The organism is Sphingomonas sp. DMC8 (assembly GCF_056314185.1).
In genome coordinates, this window is record NZ_JBQUYV010000006.1 from 281,480 (window position 1) to 298,941 (window position 17,462).

The following is a 17,462-nucleotide window of genomic DNA, read 5'->3' on the forward strand; positions in this document are numbered from 1 at the left end:
GTGGACCGCCCGCTTCGTCGAACGGCCCCGGTTCAGATTCGCTCGCCGGTGAGCCGCTGGCAGACCATGTCGAGCTGATCGAGCGTCGAATAGCCGATCGTGATCGTCCCGCCCTTGCCGCCATGGGCGATCCGGACATTGAGGCCCAGCACATCGCCCAGATGGCGCTCGAGCGCGGCAAGATCGGCGTCGCGGCCATAGTCGTGCGTGCCGCCCCCGGCCTTGCGCTTCGCCGCGGGCTTGGCCGAGCGCGCAAGCTTTTCGGTGTCGCGCACCGAAAGGCCCCGCGCCACCACTTCACGAGCGAGCTTCTCCGGATCGGGCGCGCCGATCAAGGCGCGGGCATGGCCCATTTCGATCGAGCGCTCGACCACCAGCTGCCGCACGCCTTCGGGCAGGTCGAGCAGACGCAGCAGATTCGCGACATGGCTGCGCGACTTGTTGACGATCCGCCCCAGCGCTTCCTGGGTATGGCCGAATTCGCGGATCAGCCGGGCATAGCCCTCGGCCTCTTCGATCGCGTTCAGGTCCTGGCGCTGGATATTCTCGATCAGCGCGATTTCGAGCGTTTCGGCGTCGGTCAGCTCGCGGACGATCACCGGCACTTCATGCAACCGTGCCCGCTGCGCCGCCCGCCAGCGCCGCTCACCGGCGACGATCTGGAAGCTGTGGCCATGCGGGCGCACGAAGATCGGCTGGATCACGCCGCGCATGCGGATCGATTCGGCCAGATCCTCGAGCGCCGCTTCGTCGAAATGGCGGCGCGGCTGCTGCGGATCGGGCACCAGCGAACTGACCGGCAGCATCCGCACGCCCGTCCCGCTATTGGGTGCGCCCGAAACCGGTTCTTCGGGCAGGCTGTCGCCCAGCAGGGCGGAAAGGCCCCGGCCAAGGCCGGGACGGGGCTTGCGGGCGGCGGCGCTGGGTTCGTTCATGCGGCTTTCTTGAGCTTGGGCAGGCGGTCAATCACTTCGCGGGCGAGCGCGATATAGGCTTCGGAACCGGCGCACTTATGGTCATAGATCAGGGCCGGCACGCCGTGGCTCGGCGCTTCGGACAGGCGGACGTTGCGCGGTATCACCGTGTCGAACACCACCCGGCCCAGCACGGCGCGGACATCGTCCGAAACCTGATCGGTCAGGCGGTTGCGGCGATCATACATGGTCAGCGCCACGCCCAGGATCGACAGGCCCGGGTTGAAGCGGCTGCGAATCCGCTCGACCGTGTTGAGCAACTGGCTGAGCCCTTCGAGCGCGAAGAATTCGCACTGCAGCGGCACCAGCAGCGCGTGCGCGGCGACCATTGCGTTGATCGTCAGCAGCCCCAGCGAGGGCGGGCAATCGACCAGCAGCACGTCCCAGCGCTCCGCACGATGGCGCGCCACTGCGGCATCGAGCCGATGGGTACGCGCCTCGAACTCAATGAGTTCGATCTCGGCGCCCGACAGATCCTGCGTCGCGGGGACGATGTCGAGGCCCGGCACCTTGGTCGGCACCGCGACGTCCTCAAGATTCGCATCGCTGAGCAGCAGGTCATAGGTCGATAGTTCGCGATTGGCGCGCGGAATGCCGAGCCCGGTCGAGGCATTGCCCTGCGGATCGAGATCGACGAGCAGCACGCGCTTGCCGGTTGCGGCAAGGGCAGTTCCGACATTGATGGCGGTGGTCGTCTTGCCGACGCCACCCTTCTGATTGGCGATCGCGATGGTGATCATCTGGCGCCTATCTGTTTTGCGACCACGATGCCCGAATCCGGCTGCGTGATACTGGGTTCCACGTGAAACGCACCTTGCCATTTCGCGCGTGCGGCATCTACCTCCGATTGCGCGCTTCGCCCCTTTGGCAGCAACCAAAGTGTCGATTTATCGGTGGCGTGTTGCGTTGCGGCCAGCAATTGCGACAGCTCCGCAACCGCACGGGCGCTGACCACGGCGACGGGCGATTTCGGGCGAAAGGATTCGACCTTGCTGCCCACCACCGTCACCCGATCGGCAATTCCCAGCGCTTCCGCCGCCTCGCGCAGGAAGATCACGCGCTTGGCGCGCGGCTCAACCAGGATGATCGGCCGCTCGGTCAGCAGCGCGACGATGATGCCGGGAAGCCCCGCACCGCTGCCGACATCGAGCCAGGCCCCTGCCCTCGCCTCCGCCGCCAGCGGCACGAGCTGCGCCGAGTCGACCAGGTGCCGCGTCCAGAGCGTGTCCAGCGTCGAACGGGCTATCAGGTTCTGGCGCTCGGACTCCGCGACCAGAATCGCCCCGAACTGCTCCAGCGCTGTTTCACGTGAAACACCGAAGCGGTCGCGGACCCAGATCCGTGCTTCTTCTTCGGTCATGCCGCCGATCTCCGCGCATGGAGCAGGATCGCGGACAGCGCCGCCGGCGTGATGCCGCGTATCCGTGATGCCGCCCCCAATGTCGCCGGCGCCGCCGCCGTCAGCTTCTCGACCATCTCGTTCGACAGACCCGGAATCGCGGCATAGTCCATATCGGCCCGCAGCCGCACCGCATCATTGGCCCGAAGCTGCGCGACCTCGGCCTCCTGTCGTTCCAGATAGGGGGCATAGCGCGCGTCTTCGACATATTCGTCGAGCAGATCCGCTGCACATTCGGGAAGCGGTGCGTCGACGACATGGGCGATCGACACGCCCGGGAAGCGCAGCCAGTCGCGGGCCGAACGACGGGCGCCATCCTGCGCCACCGGCGCACCCCGCCCCGCCAGCTGATGCGCCGTCAGCTCGGCCGCAAAGGCGGAATCGAGCGCCGCCCGCTCGCCTTCGCGCCGCCGCAACCGCGCCAGCCGCGCCTCGCCCAGCAAACCCAGCACTTCGCCGACCGGCCCCAGCCGCGTTTCCGCATTATCGGCCCGCAGCCGCAGCCGGAACTCGGCGCGGGCGGTGAGCATGCGATAAGGCTCCGTCACGCCCTGCAGCACCAGATCATCGATCATCACGCCCAGATAGCTGGTGGCGCGATCGAGGATCAACGGTTCGGTGCCCAGTGCGTGCGCGGCGGCATTGGCGCCGGCGGCAAGGCCCTGCCCCGCGGCTTCCTCATAGCCGGTGGTGCCGTTGATCTGCCCGGCGCAGAACACGCCCGCAACAGGCGGAAGCGCCAGTCGCGCGTCGAGTGCGCGCGGATCGATATAATCATATTCGACCGCATAGCCCGGCACCGTGATCCGCGCCGTCTCCAGTCCCGGTATCGACGCGATCATCGCCGCCTGCACATCCACCGGCAGAGATGTCGACAGGCCATTGGGATAGATCCAGTGATGGTCCAGCCCCTCGGGTTCGAGGAAAATCTGGTGCCCGTCTCGGTCGCCGAAGCGGTGGACCTTGTCTTCAATCGAAGGGCAATAGCGCGGACCCTGCGCTTCGATGGCACCGGTGAACAAGGGCGAGCGATCGAGCCCGCTGCGGATCGCATCGTGCGTCGCGTGCGTCGTGCGGGTGACCGCGCAGTGCAGCTGCGGCAGCGGACGCCCGGCGTTCATCGGTGACATCGTCCAGGGCTCGGCGTCGGAGAATTGCTCCTCCGTCCGCGCCCAGTCGATAGTCCGCCCGTCGAGCCGCGGCGGCGTGCCCGTCTTGAGCCGCCCCATCGGCAGCGCCAGTTCGCGAAGCTGCACCGCCAGGCGCAGCGCCGAATCTTCGCCAACCCGGCCACCTTCGAATCGCTCCTCGCCGCGGAACAGCCGCCCGCCCAGAAAAGTGCCGGTGGCGAGCACCACTGCGGGCGCCGCAAGCTTCGTGCCGTCGCGCAATTGCACACCCGCAACCGTACCGCCGGCGAGCAGCAACGCCTCGGCCTCCCCCGCCACCAGCGTCAGCCCCGGCTGCGCGTGGAGCATCGCCTGAATCGCCGCCGCATAGCGGACGCGATCCGCCTGGACGCGCGGCCCCTGGACGGCGGTGCCCTTGGAGCGGTTGAGCATGCGGTAATGGATACCGGCGGCGTCGGCGGCCCGCGCCATCAGTCCGTCGAGCGCATCGACCTCGCGCACCAGATGGCCCTTGCCCAGCCCGCCAATCGCGGGGTTGCACGACATGGCGCCTAGCTTGGTAAGATCGAAGCTGAGCAGCGCCGTGCGGGCGCCGCGGCGAGCGGCTGCTGCCGCCGCCTCGGTGCCGGCATGGCCGCCGCCGATCACGATCACGTCGAATTGCATGGCGAAATGCTAGAGGGATTTTCCACGTGCTTGTCCAGCACCTCGCGTCGGCCGCGCGCGTTCCACGTGAAACATCGCGGCCTATTTGCCGATACAGAACCGCCCGAACAGCGTGTCGAGCACGTCCTCGATGCCCGCACGCCCGGTAACTGCGTCCAGCGCACGGCGGGCGGCACGCAGCTCTTCGGCGAACAGCAACGCATCTTCTTCTGCAGCCGCGCGGAGCAATGCCTCGGCCGCCGCATTGCAAAGCGCACGCTGCCGCGCGTTCAAGGCCACCATGTCAGGCGGCGGCAGCAGTGCCTCGGCCACCTCCGCCATCGCCGCCCAGAGCGCGCCGATCCCCTGCCCTGTGGCAGCCGACAGGCTGATCTGTTCCGCCCGCGCCGCTGCCCGTTCCGCCAGATCGGCACGGGCATGCACCCACAAGGCGGCAGGATGCGCGGGCGGCGGATCGTCGCCCAGCCACAGCAGCAGGTCGGCCTCGGCCATCGCGTCGCGCGCGCGGGCAACGCCGATCGCCTCGATCGGATCATCGGTCGCCTCGGCAAGCCCTGCCGTGTCGATGAACAGCCAGGCAATCCCCTCGCGCACCACCGGCACTTCGATCCGGTCGCGCGTGGTTCCGGCAATCGGCGAGACGATCGCTGCGTCGCGTTCGGTGAGCGCGTTGAGCAGGGTCGACTTGCCCGCATTGGGGGGGCCGCCCAGCACGACGCGCAAGCCATCGCGCAACCGCTCGACAGGCGGTCGGGCCGCAACTTCGACAATATCACGTGCCAGCGCATCGGCTTCGCGGCGTAGAACCGGCAGCGGATCGTCACCCGCAACGTCGCCTTCATCGCCATGGTCGAGCTCGGCCTCGATCCGCGCGGCGAGGCCAAGCAGCCGCATCGTCCAGCCTTCGGCCTCGCGCCGCACCGCACCGCCCGCGCTGCGGACGGCGGCGCGGCGCTGCGCTTCGGTCTCGGCCATCAGCAGATCGCCCAGCCCCTCGGCTTCGCTCAGATCGATCCGGCCATGGAGCAACGCCCGGCGGGTAAATTCACCGGGCTCGGCCTGGCGCAGTCCGGCGATACCCGCCAGCGCCGCCTCCACCGCGCGCACCACCGCCTTGCCGCCGTGCAAATGCAGTTCGGCAAGGTCTTCGCCGGTGGCACTGTTCGGACCCGGAAAGCAGAGCAGCAGCGCCGAATCGAGTGTCTCGCCGTTCGTGGGATCGCGCAGCGTCCGCACGCCTGCCCGGCGTGGCGACGGCAGCGTGCCGGCCAGCGCCGCAGCCGCTGCAAAGGCCTGCGCCCCGCTGACGCGCAGCACCGCAATGGCGGCGGGCGGTGCGCCGCTCGAAACCGCGTAGATCGTGTCCATTCCCGGCGTCAGCTTCAGCTTCCCGGCTTCTTGGTCGCCGCATCGAACAGGCCGCGCCAGAAATTCATGCCCGCCTCGCCCATCGGCGCCCAGCCGCGCATCATCGATTCGAAGCCCTCGGGCGTGCCGTGCTTCTCGATCGCCTCGACCATCAGTGATACATAGCGGTCATGCACCGGCGTCAGGTCGGGCAGGCCCATGGCGCGCCGGGCTTCCTCCGGCGTGCATTCGACTTCGACGTTGATCTTCATGACGTCCTTTCTGCGCTTGAGCGGCCATGGGGCCGCCTGCTAGGCCAAGTATATGTATGCGCGCGACTATGCCTGGATCGCAACGCCCATCGGTGGCGTAGCGATCGAAGGCACCGATGCGGCACTGACGTGCGTGCGGCTCGCAGTGGATGGGATGGCGACGCGCGGCACCACCGGCGCGGTCCGTGCCGCTGCCGATCAGCTCGAACAATGGTTTGCCGGCGAACGGCGCGATTTCGATCTGCCGCTGGCGCCGGCGGCGACACCGCGCGGGAATGAACTTCGGGCCGGGTTGATCGCGCTGCCCTATGGCCGCACCGCGAGTTATGGCGAACTGGCACAGGCGCTGGGATCAAGCCCGCGCGCGATTGGCCAACTTTGCGCGCGCAATCCCTTTCCTGTCATCGTTCCGTGTCACCGTATACTGAACCATGACAGAGGTCTCGGCACCTATTCCGCCGGCCACGGCCCCGCGACGAAAACCTGGCTGCTCAACCATGAGCGGCGTCTGACTGGAGAGCATCTGTTATGAGCACCCTCACCCTCCCCGCCTTTGACGGCAGCGGCAGCTTCAGCGCCTATGTCGCGCGCCCCGAAGGCACACCCCGCGCCGCAATCATCGTGATCCAGGAGATTTTCGGCGTGAACCCGGGCATCCGCCAGAAGTGCGATCATTGGGCGGCACAGGGTTATCTTGCCATCGCGCCCGACCTGTTCTGGCGCCTGCAGCCCGGCATCGAGCTGGATGCCGATGTGCCGGAAGAATTCCAGCAGGCACTCGGCTGGATGGGCAAGTTCGATCAGGACAGGGGCATTGCCGATATCGAAGCGACGATCCGCGCCGCGCGGGCCGAACTCAATGGCGGCAAGGTCGGCGTGGTCGGCTACTGCCTCGGCGGGCGGCTCGCCTATATGACGGCGGCACGCACCGATGCGGATGCGAGCGTCGGCTATTACGCGGTGGGTATCGACGGGCTGCTGGGCGAGAAGCACGCGATCGCCAACCCGCTACTGCTCCATATCGCCGGCGCCGATCATTTCGTGACGCCCGACATTCAGGCGAAGATGCACGAAGGCCTCGACGATCATCCCAAGGTCACGCTGTTCGACTATCCCGGCGAGGACCATGGTTTCGCGGCGGAAATGGGCAAGCGCCGATCGCAAGCGGCAGCGGAACTGGCCGACCAGCGCACGGCCGACTTCTTCGCCGAACATCTTGGCTAACGGACCCAGCGCCCTCCCTCTCTATCGTTGGCGAGGGAGGGACTGAAAATCAGAAAAGGCTGGTCAGTCCCGGTGTGTGCGGCGTGCCCACCCAGCCTTCATAGATCATCTTGCACGCAACAAAGACGATCACGGCCAGGCCGATATAGGCAATCCAGCGGTGGCGATCGATCAGCTTGGCAATCAGGTTCGCCGCCAGCCCCATCAGTGCCACCGACAGCAACAGCCCCACGACCAGAATGCCCGGATGCTCGCGTGCCGCACCCGCAACTGCGAGCACATTGTCGAGGCTCATCGACACATCGGCGACGGCTACTGCCCAGGCTGCCCCGGCAAAGCTGCGGGCGGCGCGGACGCCCGAATGCTCGTCGCCTTCGATCTCTTCCGATCCCTTGCTCTCACCGGAGTGCCGGATCTCGCGCCAGAATTTCCAGCTGACCCAGAGTAGCAACAGCCCGCCGGCGAAGATCAGGCCGACGATTCCCATCAACCAGCTGACCACAAGCGCAAAGGCAATCCGCAGCACCAGTGCCGCACCGATGCCGATCATGATCACCTTGCGCCGCTGGTCCGCCGGCAGGCCTGCCGCCAGCGCCCCGACGACGATCGCATTGTCGCCCGCCAGCACCAGATCGATCATCAGGACCGAGCCGAACGCCGCCAGCGCTGCGGGGTCGCCCAGATTCGAGAAATCGGCGACGATATGCTGCCAGATGTCGAGCGGCGAGCCGATACCGGCAGCGGCAGCGGAGAGGAACGGAAGGATCATGCGGCAGCCCTAGCGCCCGAAGCGGCGCGCGAAAAGCCAATGCGGGCGGCAAGCGGCAGTTCCCTGCACAGAACCGCAAAAAAAGGCCGGGCTGTGGCCCGGCCTTGTCGAATTACTGGTTCATCGAATCGAAGAAGTCTTCGTTGGTCTTCGAATCCTTCATCTTGTCGAGCAGGAATTCCATCGCGTCGACGGTGCCCATCTGCATCAGGATGCGGCGCAGTACCCACATCTTGGTGAGCTTGGCCTTTTCGACCAACAGCTCTTCCTTGCGGGTGCCCGACTTACCGACGTCGAGCGCCGGGAAAATGCGCTTGTCGGCAACCTTGCGGTCGAGGACGATTTCCGAGTTGCCGGTGCCCTTGAACTCTTCGAAGATCACTTCGTCCATGCGGCTGCCGGTATCGATCAGCGCCGTGGCGATGATCGACAGCGAACCGCCTTCCTCGATGTTGCGCGCAGCACCGAAGAAGCGCTTCGGCCGCTGCAGCGCGTTCGCGTCGACACCGCCGGTCAGCACCTTACCCGAGCTGGGGACGACGGTGTTGTAGGCGCGGCCGAGGCGGGTGATCGAGTCGAGCAGGATGACGACATCCTTTTTGTGCTCGACCAGGCGCTTGGCCTTTTCGATAACCATTTCAGCAACTTGCACGTGGCGCTGGGCCGGCTCGTCGAAGGTCGAGCTGATTACCTCGCCCTTCACCGAACGCTGCATGTCAGTCACTTCTTCCGGGCGCTCGTCGATCAGCAGCACGATCAGGAAGACTTCGGGATGGTTGTCGGTGATCGCCTTAGCGATGTTCTGGAGGAGGACGGTCTTACCAACACGGGGCGGCGCGACGATCAGCGCGCGCTGGCCCTTGCCCTGCGGCGCGACGATGTCGATGACCCGAGCCGACTTGTCCTTCACGGTCGGATCGAGCGTGTCGAGACGCAGCTTCTGCTCCGGGTATAGCGGGGTTAAGTTGTCGAAGTTTACGCGATGGCGCACTGCGTCCGGGTCATCGAAATTGACCGAGCTGAGCTTCACCAGCGCGAAATAACGCTCGCCGTCCTTGGGCGCGCGGATCTCGCCTTCGACCGTATCACCCGTACGCAGACCGAATTTGCGGACCTGATTGGGGCTGACATAAATGTCGTCGGGGCCGGCGAGATAATTCGCCTCGGGCGAGCGGAGAAAGCCGAAACCGTCGGGCAGCACTTCGATCGTGCCTTCGCCCATGATCTGATCGCCCTGCTCGGCCTGAGCCTTGAGGATGGCGAACAGCAGATCCTGCTTACGCAGCGTCGACGCGCTCTCGACGCCCAGCGCCTCGGCCATGGAGACCAGTTCGGCGGGGGCTTTTTTCTTGAGGTCCTTGAGATGCATTGGGAGTCCGGAATTGTCTGGGGGAGAGCGTCGATCGGCGAAAGGCGCGCGAAATGCGATGCTGGAGGAGGGATGCGCCGAGGATCGGCACACGCCATGAAATTAGGTACCACCCAGGACCAAGTCAACCGCGATCCGGCGCAGATTCGCTTCACGCCGGCCGCAGTTCGGTCAGAACGGTTTCACTTCCGCCAGGATAACGATGACGATCACGGCAACTGCCGGAATTTCGTTCAACATGCGTAACGTTCGCGTCGACGTCGGGGCGAGCCCGCGCGCCAGCTTCTTTGCGTAGCTGACGGCCCAGCCATGATAGCCGGTGAGCAGCACGACCAGCAGCAGCTTGGTGTGCAGCCAACCCAGACCATGCTGCCCCTCGAACAGCCCCAGATTGGCCGCCAGCGCCAGACCCAGCGCCCAAACGACAAGCAGCGAGGGTGTCAGGATCATTCGCCGCAGCATCGCCTCACGGCGCTCCCAGGCGGCTGCCTCGGCCGTACCGAGGGCCTCCTGATGATGGATCAGATAGCGCGGGAGCAGGAACAGCCCAGCCATCCAGTAGATCACGAAGATGACGTGGAACGCCTTCACCCACAGATAGGCACTGCCCAGCCAGCCGCTCATGCCTTCTCTCCCCGCACCCGCGCGAGCAACCGTTCGACATGATCGATCGGCGTGTCGGGCAGGATGCCATGGCCCAGATTGAAGATGTGCGGCCGGTCTGCAAGTGCCGCCACGATGCGGTCAACCGCACCGTCCAGCGCCTCTCCCCCGGCGATCAAGGCGAGCGGATCGAGATTGCCCTGCACCGGCATAGCCTCGGGCAGCGCTGCATGGGCCCAGGCCGGGTCGACGGTCTCGTCCAAACCGATCGCATCCACCCCCGTTTCGCGGGCATAGGCGCCGAGCTTGCCACCTGCCCCCTTCGGAAAGCCGATAACCGGCACCCGATGCCGCACTGCCGCCGCGATCCGCGCGGTCGGCGAGATCACCCAGCGTTCGAACTGTGCGGGGCTAAGACTTCCCGACCAGCTATCGAACAACTGCACCGCCTCGACCCCGGCATCGGCCTGGGCGAGCAGATAGGTGATGGTCTGGTCGACAATCCGGTCGATCAGCGCCTGCATCAGGCCGGGATCGCGATAGGCCAGCCGCCGCGCCTCGGCCTGCTCGCGGCTGCCCTGCCCGGCGATCATATAGGTAGCAACGGTCCAGGGGCTGCCGGCAAAGCCCAGAAAGGTGACAGAAGGGTCGAGTGCGGCTTTCACCCGCCGGATCGTGCCATAGATCGGGTCAAGCGCGGCGGAATTGGCGACAAGACCATTCAACACCTCGGTCGACTGCACCACAGGAGCAAGCCGTGGCCCTTCCCCGGCTTCGAACCAGAGATCCTGCCCCAGCGCCATCGGCACGACGAGAATGTCGGAAAACAGGATCGCACCATCCATGCCGAAGCGCCGGATCGGCTGCAGCGTGATTTCCGCCGCAGCATCGGAATCCATTGCAAGAGCCAGGAAACCACCCTTTTCTGCCCTCAGCGCGCGATATTCGGGCAAGTACCGCCCCGCCTGGCGCATCAGCCACACGGGCGGAATGGACTGGCGCTCCCCCTTCAGGGTCGCGAGCAAAGGCTTGGGCGAACGTTCGGTCAGGGCGCTTTCCTACTATAATAGATAAGAAGGAATCTAAGAGTTGTTGGAGTCTGTTGGCGCGTGGAAGCCGTGGCTTATGCGCTTGTCCGGCGGTTGCCAACAATTTGACTCCCGGCGCCATTCGGAATCCTACCGATTCGGCGGCGCTATCCCCGTTACCCACAGGCTGTGGATGAAAAGTACGGGCTGGGGATGCGGCTGTGGACGAATCACCCGTAGAAATCCCGAGTTGCTTGCGCTTGGCCCCGCCGCATGGTTGCGCTAGCGGCTGTCCATCATGTTATCCACAGAAGCATCCCCGGCCTGATGCGGCTGCACCTGCACCTCCTGTCGGACTCCACCGGCGAGACGCTGGAGAATATCGCCAAGGCCGCGCTCGCGCAGTTCGACGATGTCGAGACGTTCCGCCATTTCTGGCCGATGGTGCGCAGCGAAGCCCATCTCGACCGAATCCTGCAGGAAATCGCGCAAAATCCCGGGCTGGTGATCTTTACCCTGGTCAACAGCGAAATTCGCCGCACGCTGGAAACGCGGTGCCGCGCGCTGGGTCTGCCGGCGATCGCGCCACTCGATCCTGTCAGCCATGCGCTTTCGAACCTGCTCGGCCAGGAGGCGAAGGCCCGGCCCGGCCGTCAGCACATGCTCGACGCTGCCTATTTCGCGCGCGTCGACGCGATCCAGTTCACCATCGCCCATGACGACGGGGTGCTGTGGGAGGATTGGGAGGAAAGCGACATTGTCCTGGCCGGCGTGTCGCGTTCATCGAAGACGCCGACCTCGATCTATCTCGCCAATCGCGGTTACAAGGTGTCCAACATTCCGATCGTGGTGGAATCGCCGCCCCCGCCCCGGCTGTTCCAACTCAAGCGGCCGCTGATCGTCGGGCTTACGACCAGCGCCGACCGGCTGGTGCAGATTCGCCGCAACCGATTGCTGTCGCTCAACCAGACAACCGAGACGAGCTATGTCGATCAGGAAGCGGTGCAGCGCGAGATCGCCTATGCCCGGCGCATGTTCGCTGACAATGGCTGGCCGGTGATCGATGTCACGCGCCGGTCAATCGAAGAGACGGCAGCGGCGATTATCCAGCTGTGCAACGACCGGGCGTTGAAGGAGCGCGAGGCATGACGACATTGGTGCTCGCATCGCAAAGCGCCTCGCGCCGGGCGATGCTCGATGCCGCCGGGGTGCCGCACGAGGCACTGGCCGCGCAGGTGGATGAGGCAAGCGCAAAGGACTCGCTACTCGCAGCCGGCACTACGCCCCGCGACCTGGCCGATGCGCTGGCTGAACTGAAAGCGCTCAAGGTATCGCGGCTGGTGCCGCAGGCGCTGGTGCTGGGCGGAGACTCGCTGGTGGCGCTGGCCGATGGCAGTCTGCTCGACAAGCCCGAGAGCCGCGAACAGGCCGCGGAGCATCTGCGCCGCATGTCGGGCGCGACGCACGACATCTACAGCGCGGCGGTAATAGCCGAGGGGGGGCGGCCGGTGTGGCGCCATGTCGACCGCGCGCGGCTGCACGTGCGGCCGCTGTCAGAGGCGTTCATCGACTCCTATCTCGATCAGGAGTGGCCGGCGATCGCCGGCTGTGTCGGCTGTTTCCGTATCGAAGGACCAGGGGTGCAATTGTTCCACCGTACCGATGGCAGCCATTTCACGATTCTGGGGATGCCGCTGCTGCCGATCCTCGACTATCTGCGCACCCGCGGGGTTCTGACGTCATGACGCGCTATGCCGACGTGATCGGCGATCCGATCGCCCACTCCAAGTCGCCGCTCATCCACAAGTTCTGGCTCGATGCGTTGGGAATCGAGGGCGATTATCGCCGCGCGCATGTGCTGGCCGACGACCTTGCCGGCTATTTCGCCAGGGCCCGCGATGATGCCGACTGGCGCGGCTGCAACGTCACGATTCCGCACAAGCTGGCGGTGATGGATCTGGTCGGCGACCCCGGCGGGGTGCGGGGCACGATCGGCGCGATGAACACCGTGATTCGCGGCGAAGACGGCGCGCTGATCGGGACCAATACCGACGCAGGCGGATTCTATACACCGATTGCCGGGCTGGAGCTGGCCGGACGGCATGCCGTGGTCGTGGGCGCCGGTGGCGGCGCGCGGGCGGTATTGTTCGCGCTGTCCAAGGTCGGTGTCGGTCGGGTGACGATCCTCAACCGCAATGTGCTGAAGGCGGCGGCTTTGCTCTCTGCCTTCGGGCTGAAAGGCGATGCGCTGCCGGTCGGGGCACCGCTGCTGGCCGCCGACCTGCTGGTCAATGCCAGCCCACTCGGCATGGCTGGGCAGCCGGCGCTCGACATCGACCTGGCGCCGCTTCCCGAACATGCCGTCGTCTACGACATCGTCTACGCGCCGCTGGAGACGCCACTGCTCGCGCAGGCGCGGGCACGCGAGCTCGATACCGTCGACGGGCTGGAGATGCTGGTTGGCCAGGCGGCGCTGGCGTTCGAGCTGTTCTTCGGTGCAGAGCCGCCGCGTGACCGCGATGACGAACTCCGGGCGTTGCTGACGGCATGACGTCGCGCCCGATCGTCCTCGGCCTGACCGGCTCGATCGGGATGGGCAAGTCGACGGTCGCGGCGATGTTTGCGGCGGACGGCGTGCCGGTGTTCGATGCCGACGCGTCCGTGCACCAGTTACAGGGGCCGAACGGGGCGGCGGTCGCGGCCATCGAGGCGGAATTTCCCGACACCACGACCGAACTGGGCGTGAATCGCACGTTGTTGCGCGAGGCGGTGATGGCCGATCCCACCGCCTTTGCGCGGCTCGAGGCGATTCTGCATCCGGCAGTGGCGGACGCGCGTGAAGCGTTCCTGGCGGCGAATCGCGATGCGCCGTTGGCTGTGCTCGATGTACCGCTGCTTTTCGAGGCCGGTGGCTGGCGCCATGTCGACAAGATCGCAGTAGTTTCCGCGCCGCCTGAGGTGCAGCGCGCCCGCGTACTGGCGCGACCGGGCATGACGCCCGAGCGATTCGAGGCGATTCTTGCCCGGCAGTTGCCCGATGCCGAAAAGCGCGCACGCGCCGACTTCGTGATTCCGACCGGAGGAGACCTGCACGATACGGAAGAGTCCGTACGTACTCTGATCGCTTGCCTCGCCCCGCGCGCGGGAGGATAAGCAGGCCATGCGGGAAATCGTGTTTGATACCGAAACGACCGGGCTCAGCTTTTCAGGGGGCGACCGGCTGGTTGAGATAGGCTGTATCGAACTGCTCAACCGGGTACCGACCGGGAGGCATTTCCACGCCTATATCAATCCCGAAAGGTCGATGCCGGTCGAGGCGTTCAACGTCCATGGCCTGTCGGAGCGGTTCTTGTCGGACAAGCCGGTCTTCGCCGACGTGGTCGAGGAACTGCTCGACTTCATCGAGGACTCGCCGATGGTCGCGCACAATGCCGGCTTCGACTTCGGCTTTCTGAACGGGGAGCTGGGCCGGTGCGGCCGGCCGATCGTCGATATGGGCCGGATGGTCGACACGCTGGTGATCGCGCGCGTGAAGCATCCGGGCGCAAAGCATACGCTTGATGCGCTCTGCAACCGCTATGGCATCGACCTCAGCGCCCGCCAGTTGCACGGCGCGTTGCTCGACGCGCAGCTGCTGGCGCAGGTTTATGTCGAGCTGACCGGCGGGCGACAGATCACGCTGGGTCTGGCAGTCGATACGCCGGTCGTGCCCGAAACCGCGACGGAGGCACCCACCCGCGTGCACGTCCGCCCCGCGCGGCACTTCGCCGCAAGTGCCAAGGAACTCGAACGGCACGCAACCTTTGTGAAGACGTTGGAGGACCCCTTGTGGGGTGCGGCATCGGTTGAAGCGGTGCCGGAGCATACTTAGGTCGAAGTTCACATAAGTAAGTGGAGGTTTGTCATGGATATCCGGATTTCGGGACATCAGGTCGAGACCGGCGAAGCGCTGCAGACGCAGGTCAGCGATCGGCTCCAGGGTATCACCGGCAAGTATTTCTCCCGCGCGATCTCGTCGCACGTCACTTTTGGCAAAGGGCCGCACGACAACGGCTTCACTTGCGACATCGTGATGCATGTCACCAACGGCCTGGTGCTCAAGGCGGCGAACAACGGCATGGAGGCGCATGGCGCCTTCGATGGCGCCGCCGACCGGATCGACAAGCAGCTCCGACGCTATGTGCGACGCCTGAAGGATCGACAGCCGGGCGTGGTTAATGCCTTTGCCGAAGGCGGGGCCTATGACAACGGTTTCGACAATGCCGGCTACACCCTGTTCCAGGAACCCGCTGACGAGGAAGAAGTCGCCGATGCGCCGCTGGTAATTGCGGAAACGCGCGTCGACGTACCCGAAGCGACCGTTTCGGATGCGGTGATGATGCTCGATTTGCGCAATACCAATGCATTGCTGTTCCGCAACACGGGTACTGGCGCCTATAACATGGTCTATCGCCGCGGTGACGGGACGATCGGGTGGGTTGAGCCCAACCGTGCTCCGGCCTAAAGCCGCCACGCCGGAACGGCGCGCATCTTTGGATTGTCGATGACCGAATTGAACGAATTGCTCGCGCCGGAGGCTGTGCTTGCCGGTGTCGCGGCAACCAACAAGAAGGCGCTGTTCCAGCAGCTCGGCGCGGCCGCGGGCGAGACCTATGGGCTCGATCCGCGGGCCGTGACCGAGGGGTTGGCCGCGCGCGAAAAGCTGGGTTCGACCGGCTTTGGCGGCGGCACGGCCATTCCGCACGCGCGACTGGAAGGCCTGTCGCGCGTTTGCGGCCTGTTCGCGCGGCTCGCCCAGCCGGTTGATTTCGCCGCAATCGACGAACTGCCAGTCGATCTGGTGTTCGTGCTCCTGTCTCCCGTTGGGGCGGGCGCCGAGCATCTGAAGGCGCTGGCCAGCGTGTCCCGGCGCTTGCGCGACCGGGCCTTTACCGAAAAGCTTCGTGGCGCCGGTTCGACCGACGCGCTGTTCGCGCTGCTCGCAGGCGTAGAGGCGCGTGACGCAGCCTGACAGCGGCGTCACGGCGCCGACCGGGGCCGAGGCGCATTACCGCGCGCTCGAGTCGCTCTACGCCGCCGCGCCGATCAACCAGCTGTTCGATTCGGTCCTGGAGATTCCCGAAGCGGGCGTGGCGCGGATTCGTTTCCAGATCGACGGGCGCTTTTTTCATGCCGCCGGCGCTGCGCATGGCACCAGCTATTTCAAGATGTTGGACGATGCCGCTTTCTACGCGGCGAACAGCCTGGTGACCGACCGGTTCCTGCTCACCACGGCGTTCAACCTGCTGCTGACCAGGCCGCTTCCCGAAGGCCCGGTGATCGCCGAAGGGCGCTGGATCAGCGGCCAGCGCCGCGTGTTTGTCGCCGAGGCGCGGCTGATCGATGCTGATGGCGAAGAGGCGGCGCGCGGCACCGGCACCTTCATGCGCTCGCGTATCCCGCTCGCCACCCTGCCCGGTTATCGCACGACATGACACCGCGGTTGACCACCGCGATGCTGGTGAGTGCGCTGGTGCGGAGAGCGGATGCCGCCGGCGGGTCGGCGATGGTGCTTGCCAGGGGCGATGCAACATCGGGCGCCATCCTGTTGCTTCTACTGGAAAAGGGCGGAAATCCGCGCTTTCTGGAACGCGGTATCGGCCCCGACGGCACTACCGCATTGCTACCTGCCGGCCCCGCCGACCTTGCCGATGAGGAGGCAGCGACCGCCTATTGGCAGCGGCGGCGACAGCGCGATTCAGACCTGTGGGTGCTCGAACTGGATGTCGCATCCGCGGAACGGTTCGCCGCTGAAACAATGGGCGTTGGTTGACTTGAACCACCCCGGCGGCGAAAGCCCTGCGATCGAAATTCGCGTTGTGCCGTTCGAGGTGTGAAGTCGGGCGGTTACGCAGTCGGGGGGATGCCCGGCGGCCCAGTCGCAGCAGCGAAACGGTCCGACCGCGCGCCAACCGCATACTATTGATCTGCAATGAAGTTTCTTCCGCGTGCCGCCACCTTTGCGGCGGTAACGTTTTGCGCTGGCGCCCTTGCGAACGCTGCCACGCTCAATCTCGGTCCGGTTCCGGCGCATGGCCAGAACGGTGCCGTTGCCGGTCAGGAAGTGCCGGCCCAGCAGAATAACAATGCAGCCTCCCAGCAGGTTCCCGCGCCCAAGGCAGCGGTCGAGCAGCAGGACGCCGCAGCCGCTTCGGCCGATGCCGAACCCGAATTCGCCTCGCTCTCCGACGCAGTCGCAGCGCAGCAGGTCGCTGCCGACGCGCAGTCCGACGAGGAACTGCACTGCCTCGCCACCGGCATCTATTACGAAGCCAAGAGCGAGCCGCTGGCCGGCCAGCTCGCGGTGGCCGATGTCATCCTCAACCGCACCACGTCGGGCCGCTTCCCGCGTTCGATCTGCTCGGTCATCAAGCAGCCGGGCCAGTTCGCATTCGTACGCCATGGTCAGCTGCCCACGCCGCCGGCCAATGCGCTGTGGCGCCGCTCGGTCGCCGTCGCGATGGTCGCCCGCAAGGAATTGTGGGAAAGCCCGGCCGGCGACGCGCTCTATTTCCATGCCCGCTATTCCAAGGCGAACTGGAGCCGCGCGCGCGTCGCGACGGTAGGAAACCACGTCTTCTACCGCTGACCTTGTCGGCTTGAATCAAGACAGCGCCGGCGAATCGTCTCCCGATTCGCCGG

22 protein-coding genes are annotated in these 17,462 nt (G+C 65.8%); 12 read left to right on the forward strand and 10 right to left on the reverse strand.

The window, feature by feature from the left end; all coding sequences use genetic code 11:
• Positions 1–32: 32 nt before the first annotated feature.
• The 6 genes from ACT53K_RS13995 to ACT53K_RS14020 all read right to left on the reverse strand — a co-directional run bounded on the left by ACT53K_RS13995 (position 33) and on the right by ACT53K_RS14020 (position 5,788).
• Positions 33–935 carry a ParB/RepB/Spo0J family partition protein gene (locus ACT53K_RS13995; protein WP_476229298.1) on the reverse strand — a complete coding sequence of 301 codons (903 nt, stop codon included), beginning with the start codon at positions 933–935 and terminating at the stop codon, positions 33–35.
• On the reverse strand, positions 932–1,714 hold the full coding sequence (locus ACT53K_RS14000; protein WP_476229299.1) for a ParA family protein: 783 nt from the start codon (positions 1,712–1,714) through the stop codon (positions 932–934). Before ACT53K_RS14000 ends, ACT53K_RS13995 begins: the two co-directional genes overlap by 4 nt.
• Positions 1,711–2,334, reverse strand: a complete 624-nt coding sequence (gene rsmG, locus ACT53K_RS14005; RefSeq protein WP_476229300.1) for a 16S rRNA (guanine(527)-N(7))-methyltransferase RsmG — start codon at positions 2,332–2,334, stop codon at positions 1,711–1,713. Before rsmG ends, ACT53K_RS14000 begins: the two co-directional genes overlap by 4 nt.
• Complete coding sequence (gene mnmG, locus ACT53K_RS14010; RefSeq protein WP_476229301.1) at positions 2,331–4,169, reverse strand: tRNA uridine-5-carboxymethylaminomethyl(34) synthesis enzyme MnmG; 1,839 nt, start codon at positions 4,167–4,169, stop codon at positions 2,331–2,333. Before mnmG ends, rsmG begins: the two co-directional genes overlap by 4 nt.
• Before the next feature lie 81 nt (positions 4,170–4,250).
• Positions 4,251–5,537: a tRNA uridine-5-carboxymethylaminomethyl(34) synthesis GTPase MnmE gene (gene mnmE / locus ACT53K_RS14015; RefSeq protein WP_476229302.1), complete on the reverse strand. Its 1,287-nt coding sequence runs from the start codon at positions 5,535–5,537 to the stop codon at positions 4,251–4,253.
• Between the two features lie 14 nt (positions 5,538–5,551).
• Entirely contained in the window at positions 5,552–5,788 is a 237-nt protein-coding gene (locus ACT53K_RS14020) for a DUF6489 family protein (protein ID WP_476229304.1), read from the reverse strand.
• A gap of 52 nt (positions 5,789–5,840) precedes the next feature.
• On the opposite strand from ACT53K_RS14020, the gene ACT53K_RS14025 reads away from it, so the two are divergent.
• Together ACT53K_RS14025 and ACT53K_RS14030 are read left to right on the forward strand one after the other, a co-directional pair.
• Entirely contained in the window at positions 5,841–6,320 is a 480-nt protein-coding gene (locus ACT53K_RS14025; RefSeq protein WP_476229305.1) for a methylated-DNA--[protein]-cysteine S-methyltransferase, read from the forward strand.
• A complete protein-coding gene (locus ACT53K_RS14030; RefSeq protein ID WP_476229306.1) occupies positions 6,317–7,012 on the forward strand; it encodes a dienelactone hydrolase family protein in 696 nt (231 codons plus the stop codon). Before ACT53K_RS14025 ends, ACT53K_RS14030 begins: the two co-directional genes overlap by 4 nt.
• A 49-nt stretch (positions 7,013–7,061) precedes the next feature.
• Here the strand turns inward: ACT53K_RS14030 and ACT53K_RS14035 are convergent, their stop codons facing one another.
• The 4 genes from ACT53K_RS14035 to hemE all read right to left on the reverse strand — a co-directional run bounded on the left by ACT53K_RS14035 (position 7,062) and on the right by hemE (position 10,727).
• A complete protein-coding gene (locus tag ACT53K_RS14035; RefSeq protein ID WP_476229307.1) occupies positions 7,062–7,781 on the reverse strand; it encodes a TerC family protein in 720 nt (239 codons plus the stop codon).
• A gap of 112 nt (positions 7,782–7,893) precedes the next feature.
• Entirely contained in the window at positions 7,894–9,150 is a 1,257-nt protein-coding gene (gene rho / locus ACT53K_RS14040) for a transcription termination factor Rho (protein WP_476229308.1), read from the reverse strand.
• Positions 9,151–9,321: 171 nt separating this feature from the next.
• Positions 9,322–9,774, reverse strand: a complete 453-nt coding sequence (locus tag ACT53K_RS14045; RefSeq protein WP_476229309.1) for a CopD family protein — start codon at positions 9,772–9,774, stop codon at positions 9,322–9,324.
• Positions 9,771–10,727 (reverse strand): uroporphyrinogen decarboxylase, encoded by a 957-nt coding sequence (hemE, locus tag ACT53K_RS14050; RefSeq protein ID WP_476229404.1) that lies wholly within the window; start codon positions 10,725–10,727, stop codon positions 9,771–9,773. The genes ACT53K_RS14045 and hemE overlap by 4 nt, the downstream gene beginning before the upstream one ends.
• Before the next feature lie 381 nt (positions 10,728–11,108).
• On the opposite strand from hemE, the gene ACT53K_RS14055 reads away from it, so the two are divergent.
• The 10 genes from ACT53K_RS14055 to ACT53K_RS14100 all read left to right on the forward strand — a co-directional run bounded on the left by ACT53K_RS14055 (position 11,109) and on the right by ACT53K_RS14100 (position 17,409).
• Positions 11,109–11,930: a pyruvate, water dikinase regulatory protein gene (locus ACT53K_RS14055; RefSeq protein WP_476229310.1), complete on the forward strand. Its 822-nt coding sequence runs from the start codon at positions 11,109–11,111 to the stop codon at positions 11,928–11,930.
• Positions 11,931–11,971: 41 nt separating this feature from the next.
• Positions 11,972–12,526 (forward strand): Maf family protein, encoded by a 555-nt coding sequence (locus ACT53K_RS14060; RefSeq protein WP_476229406.1) that lies wholly within the window; start codon positions 11,972–11,974, stop codon positions 12,524–12,526.
• A complete protein-coding gene (gene aroE / locus ACT53K_RS14065) occupies positions 12,523–13,332 on the forward strand; it encodes a shikimate dehydrogenase (protein ID WP_476229311.1) in 810 nt (269 codons plus the stop codon). Before ACT53K_RS14060 ends, aroE begins: the two co-directional genes overlap by 4 nt.
• The gene (gene coaE, locus ACT53K_RS14070) at positions 13,329–13,934 is read left to right on the forward strand and encodes a dephospho-CoA kinase (RefSeq protein WP_476229312.1); all 606 of its coding nucleotides are present in this window, start codon (positions 13,329–13,331) and stop codon (positions 13,932–13,934) included. Before aroE ends, coaE begins: the two co-directional genes overlap by 4 nt.
• Positions 13,935–13,941: 7 nt before the next feature.
• Positions 13,942–14,652 carry a DNA polymerase III subunit epsilon gene (gene dnaQ, locus ACT53K_RS14075; RefSeq protein ID WP_476229313.1) on the forward strand — a complete coding sequence of 237 codons (711 nt, stop codon included), beginning with the start codon at positions 13,942–13,944 and terminating at the stop codon, positions 14,650–14,652.
• A 33-nt stretch (positions 14,653–14,685) separates the two neighbouring features.
• A complete protein-coding gene (gene hpf / locus ACT53K_RS14080) occupies positions 14,686–15,285 on the forward strand; it encodes a ribosome hibernation-promoting factor, HPF/YfiA family (protein WP_476229314.1) in 600 nt (199 codons plus the stop codon).
• Between the two features lie 39 nt (positions 15,286–15,324).
• Positions 15,325–15,792 carry a PTS sugar transporter subunit IIA gene (locus ACT53K_RS14085; protein ID WP_476229315.1) on the forward strand — a complete coding sequence of 156 codons (468 nt, stop codon included), beginning with the start codon at positions 15,325–15,327 and terminating at the stop codon, positions 15,790–15,792.
• Positions 15,779–16,255 (forward strand): PaaI family thioesterase, encoded by a 477-nt coding sequence (locus ACT53K_RS14090; RefSeq protein ID WP_476229316.1) that lies wholly within the window; start codon positions 15,779–15,781, stop codon positions 16,253–16,255. The genes ACT53K_RS14085 and ACT53K_RS14090 overlap by 14 nt, the downstream gene beginning before the upstream one ends.
• Positions 16,252–16,593, forward strand: coding sequence for a DUF1491 family protein (locus tag ACT53K_RS14095; RefSeq protein ID WP_476229317.1), 342 nt, complete (start codon positions 16,252–16,254; stop codon positions 16,591–16,593). Before ACT53K_RS14090 ends, ACT53K_RS14095 begins: the two co-directional genes overlap by 4 nt.
• Before the next feature lie 159 nt (positions 16,594–16,752).
• A complete protein-coding gene (locus ACT53K_RS14100; protein ID WP_476229319.1) occupies positions 16,753–17,409 on the forward strand; it encodes a cell wall hydrolase in 657 nt (218 codons plus the stop codon).
• Positions 17,410–17,462 lie beyond the last annotated feature (53 nt).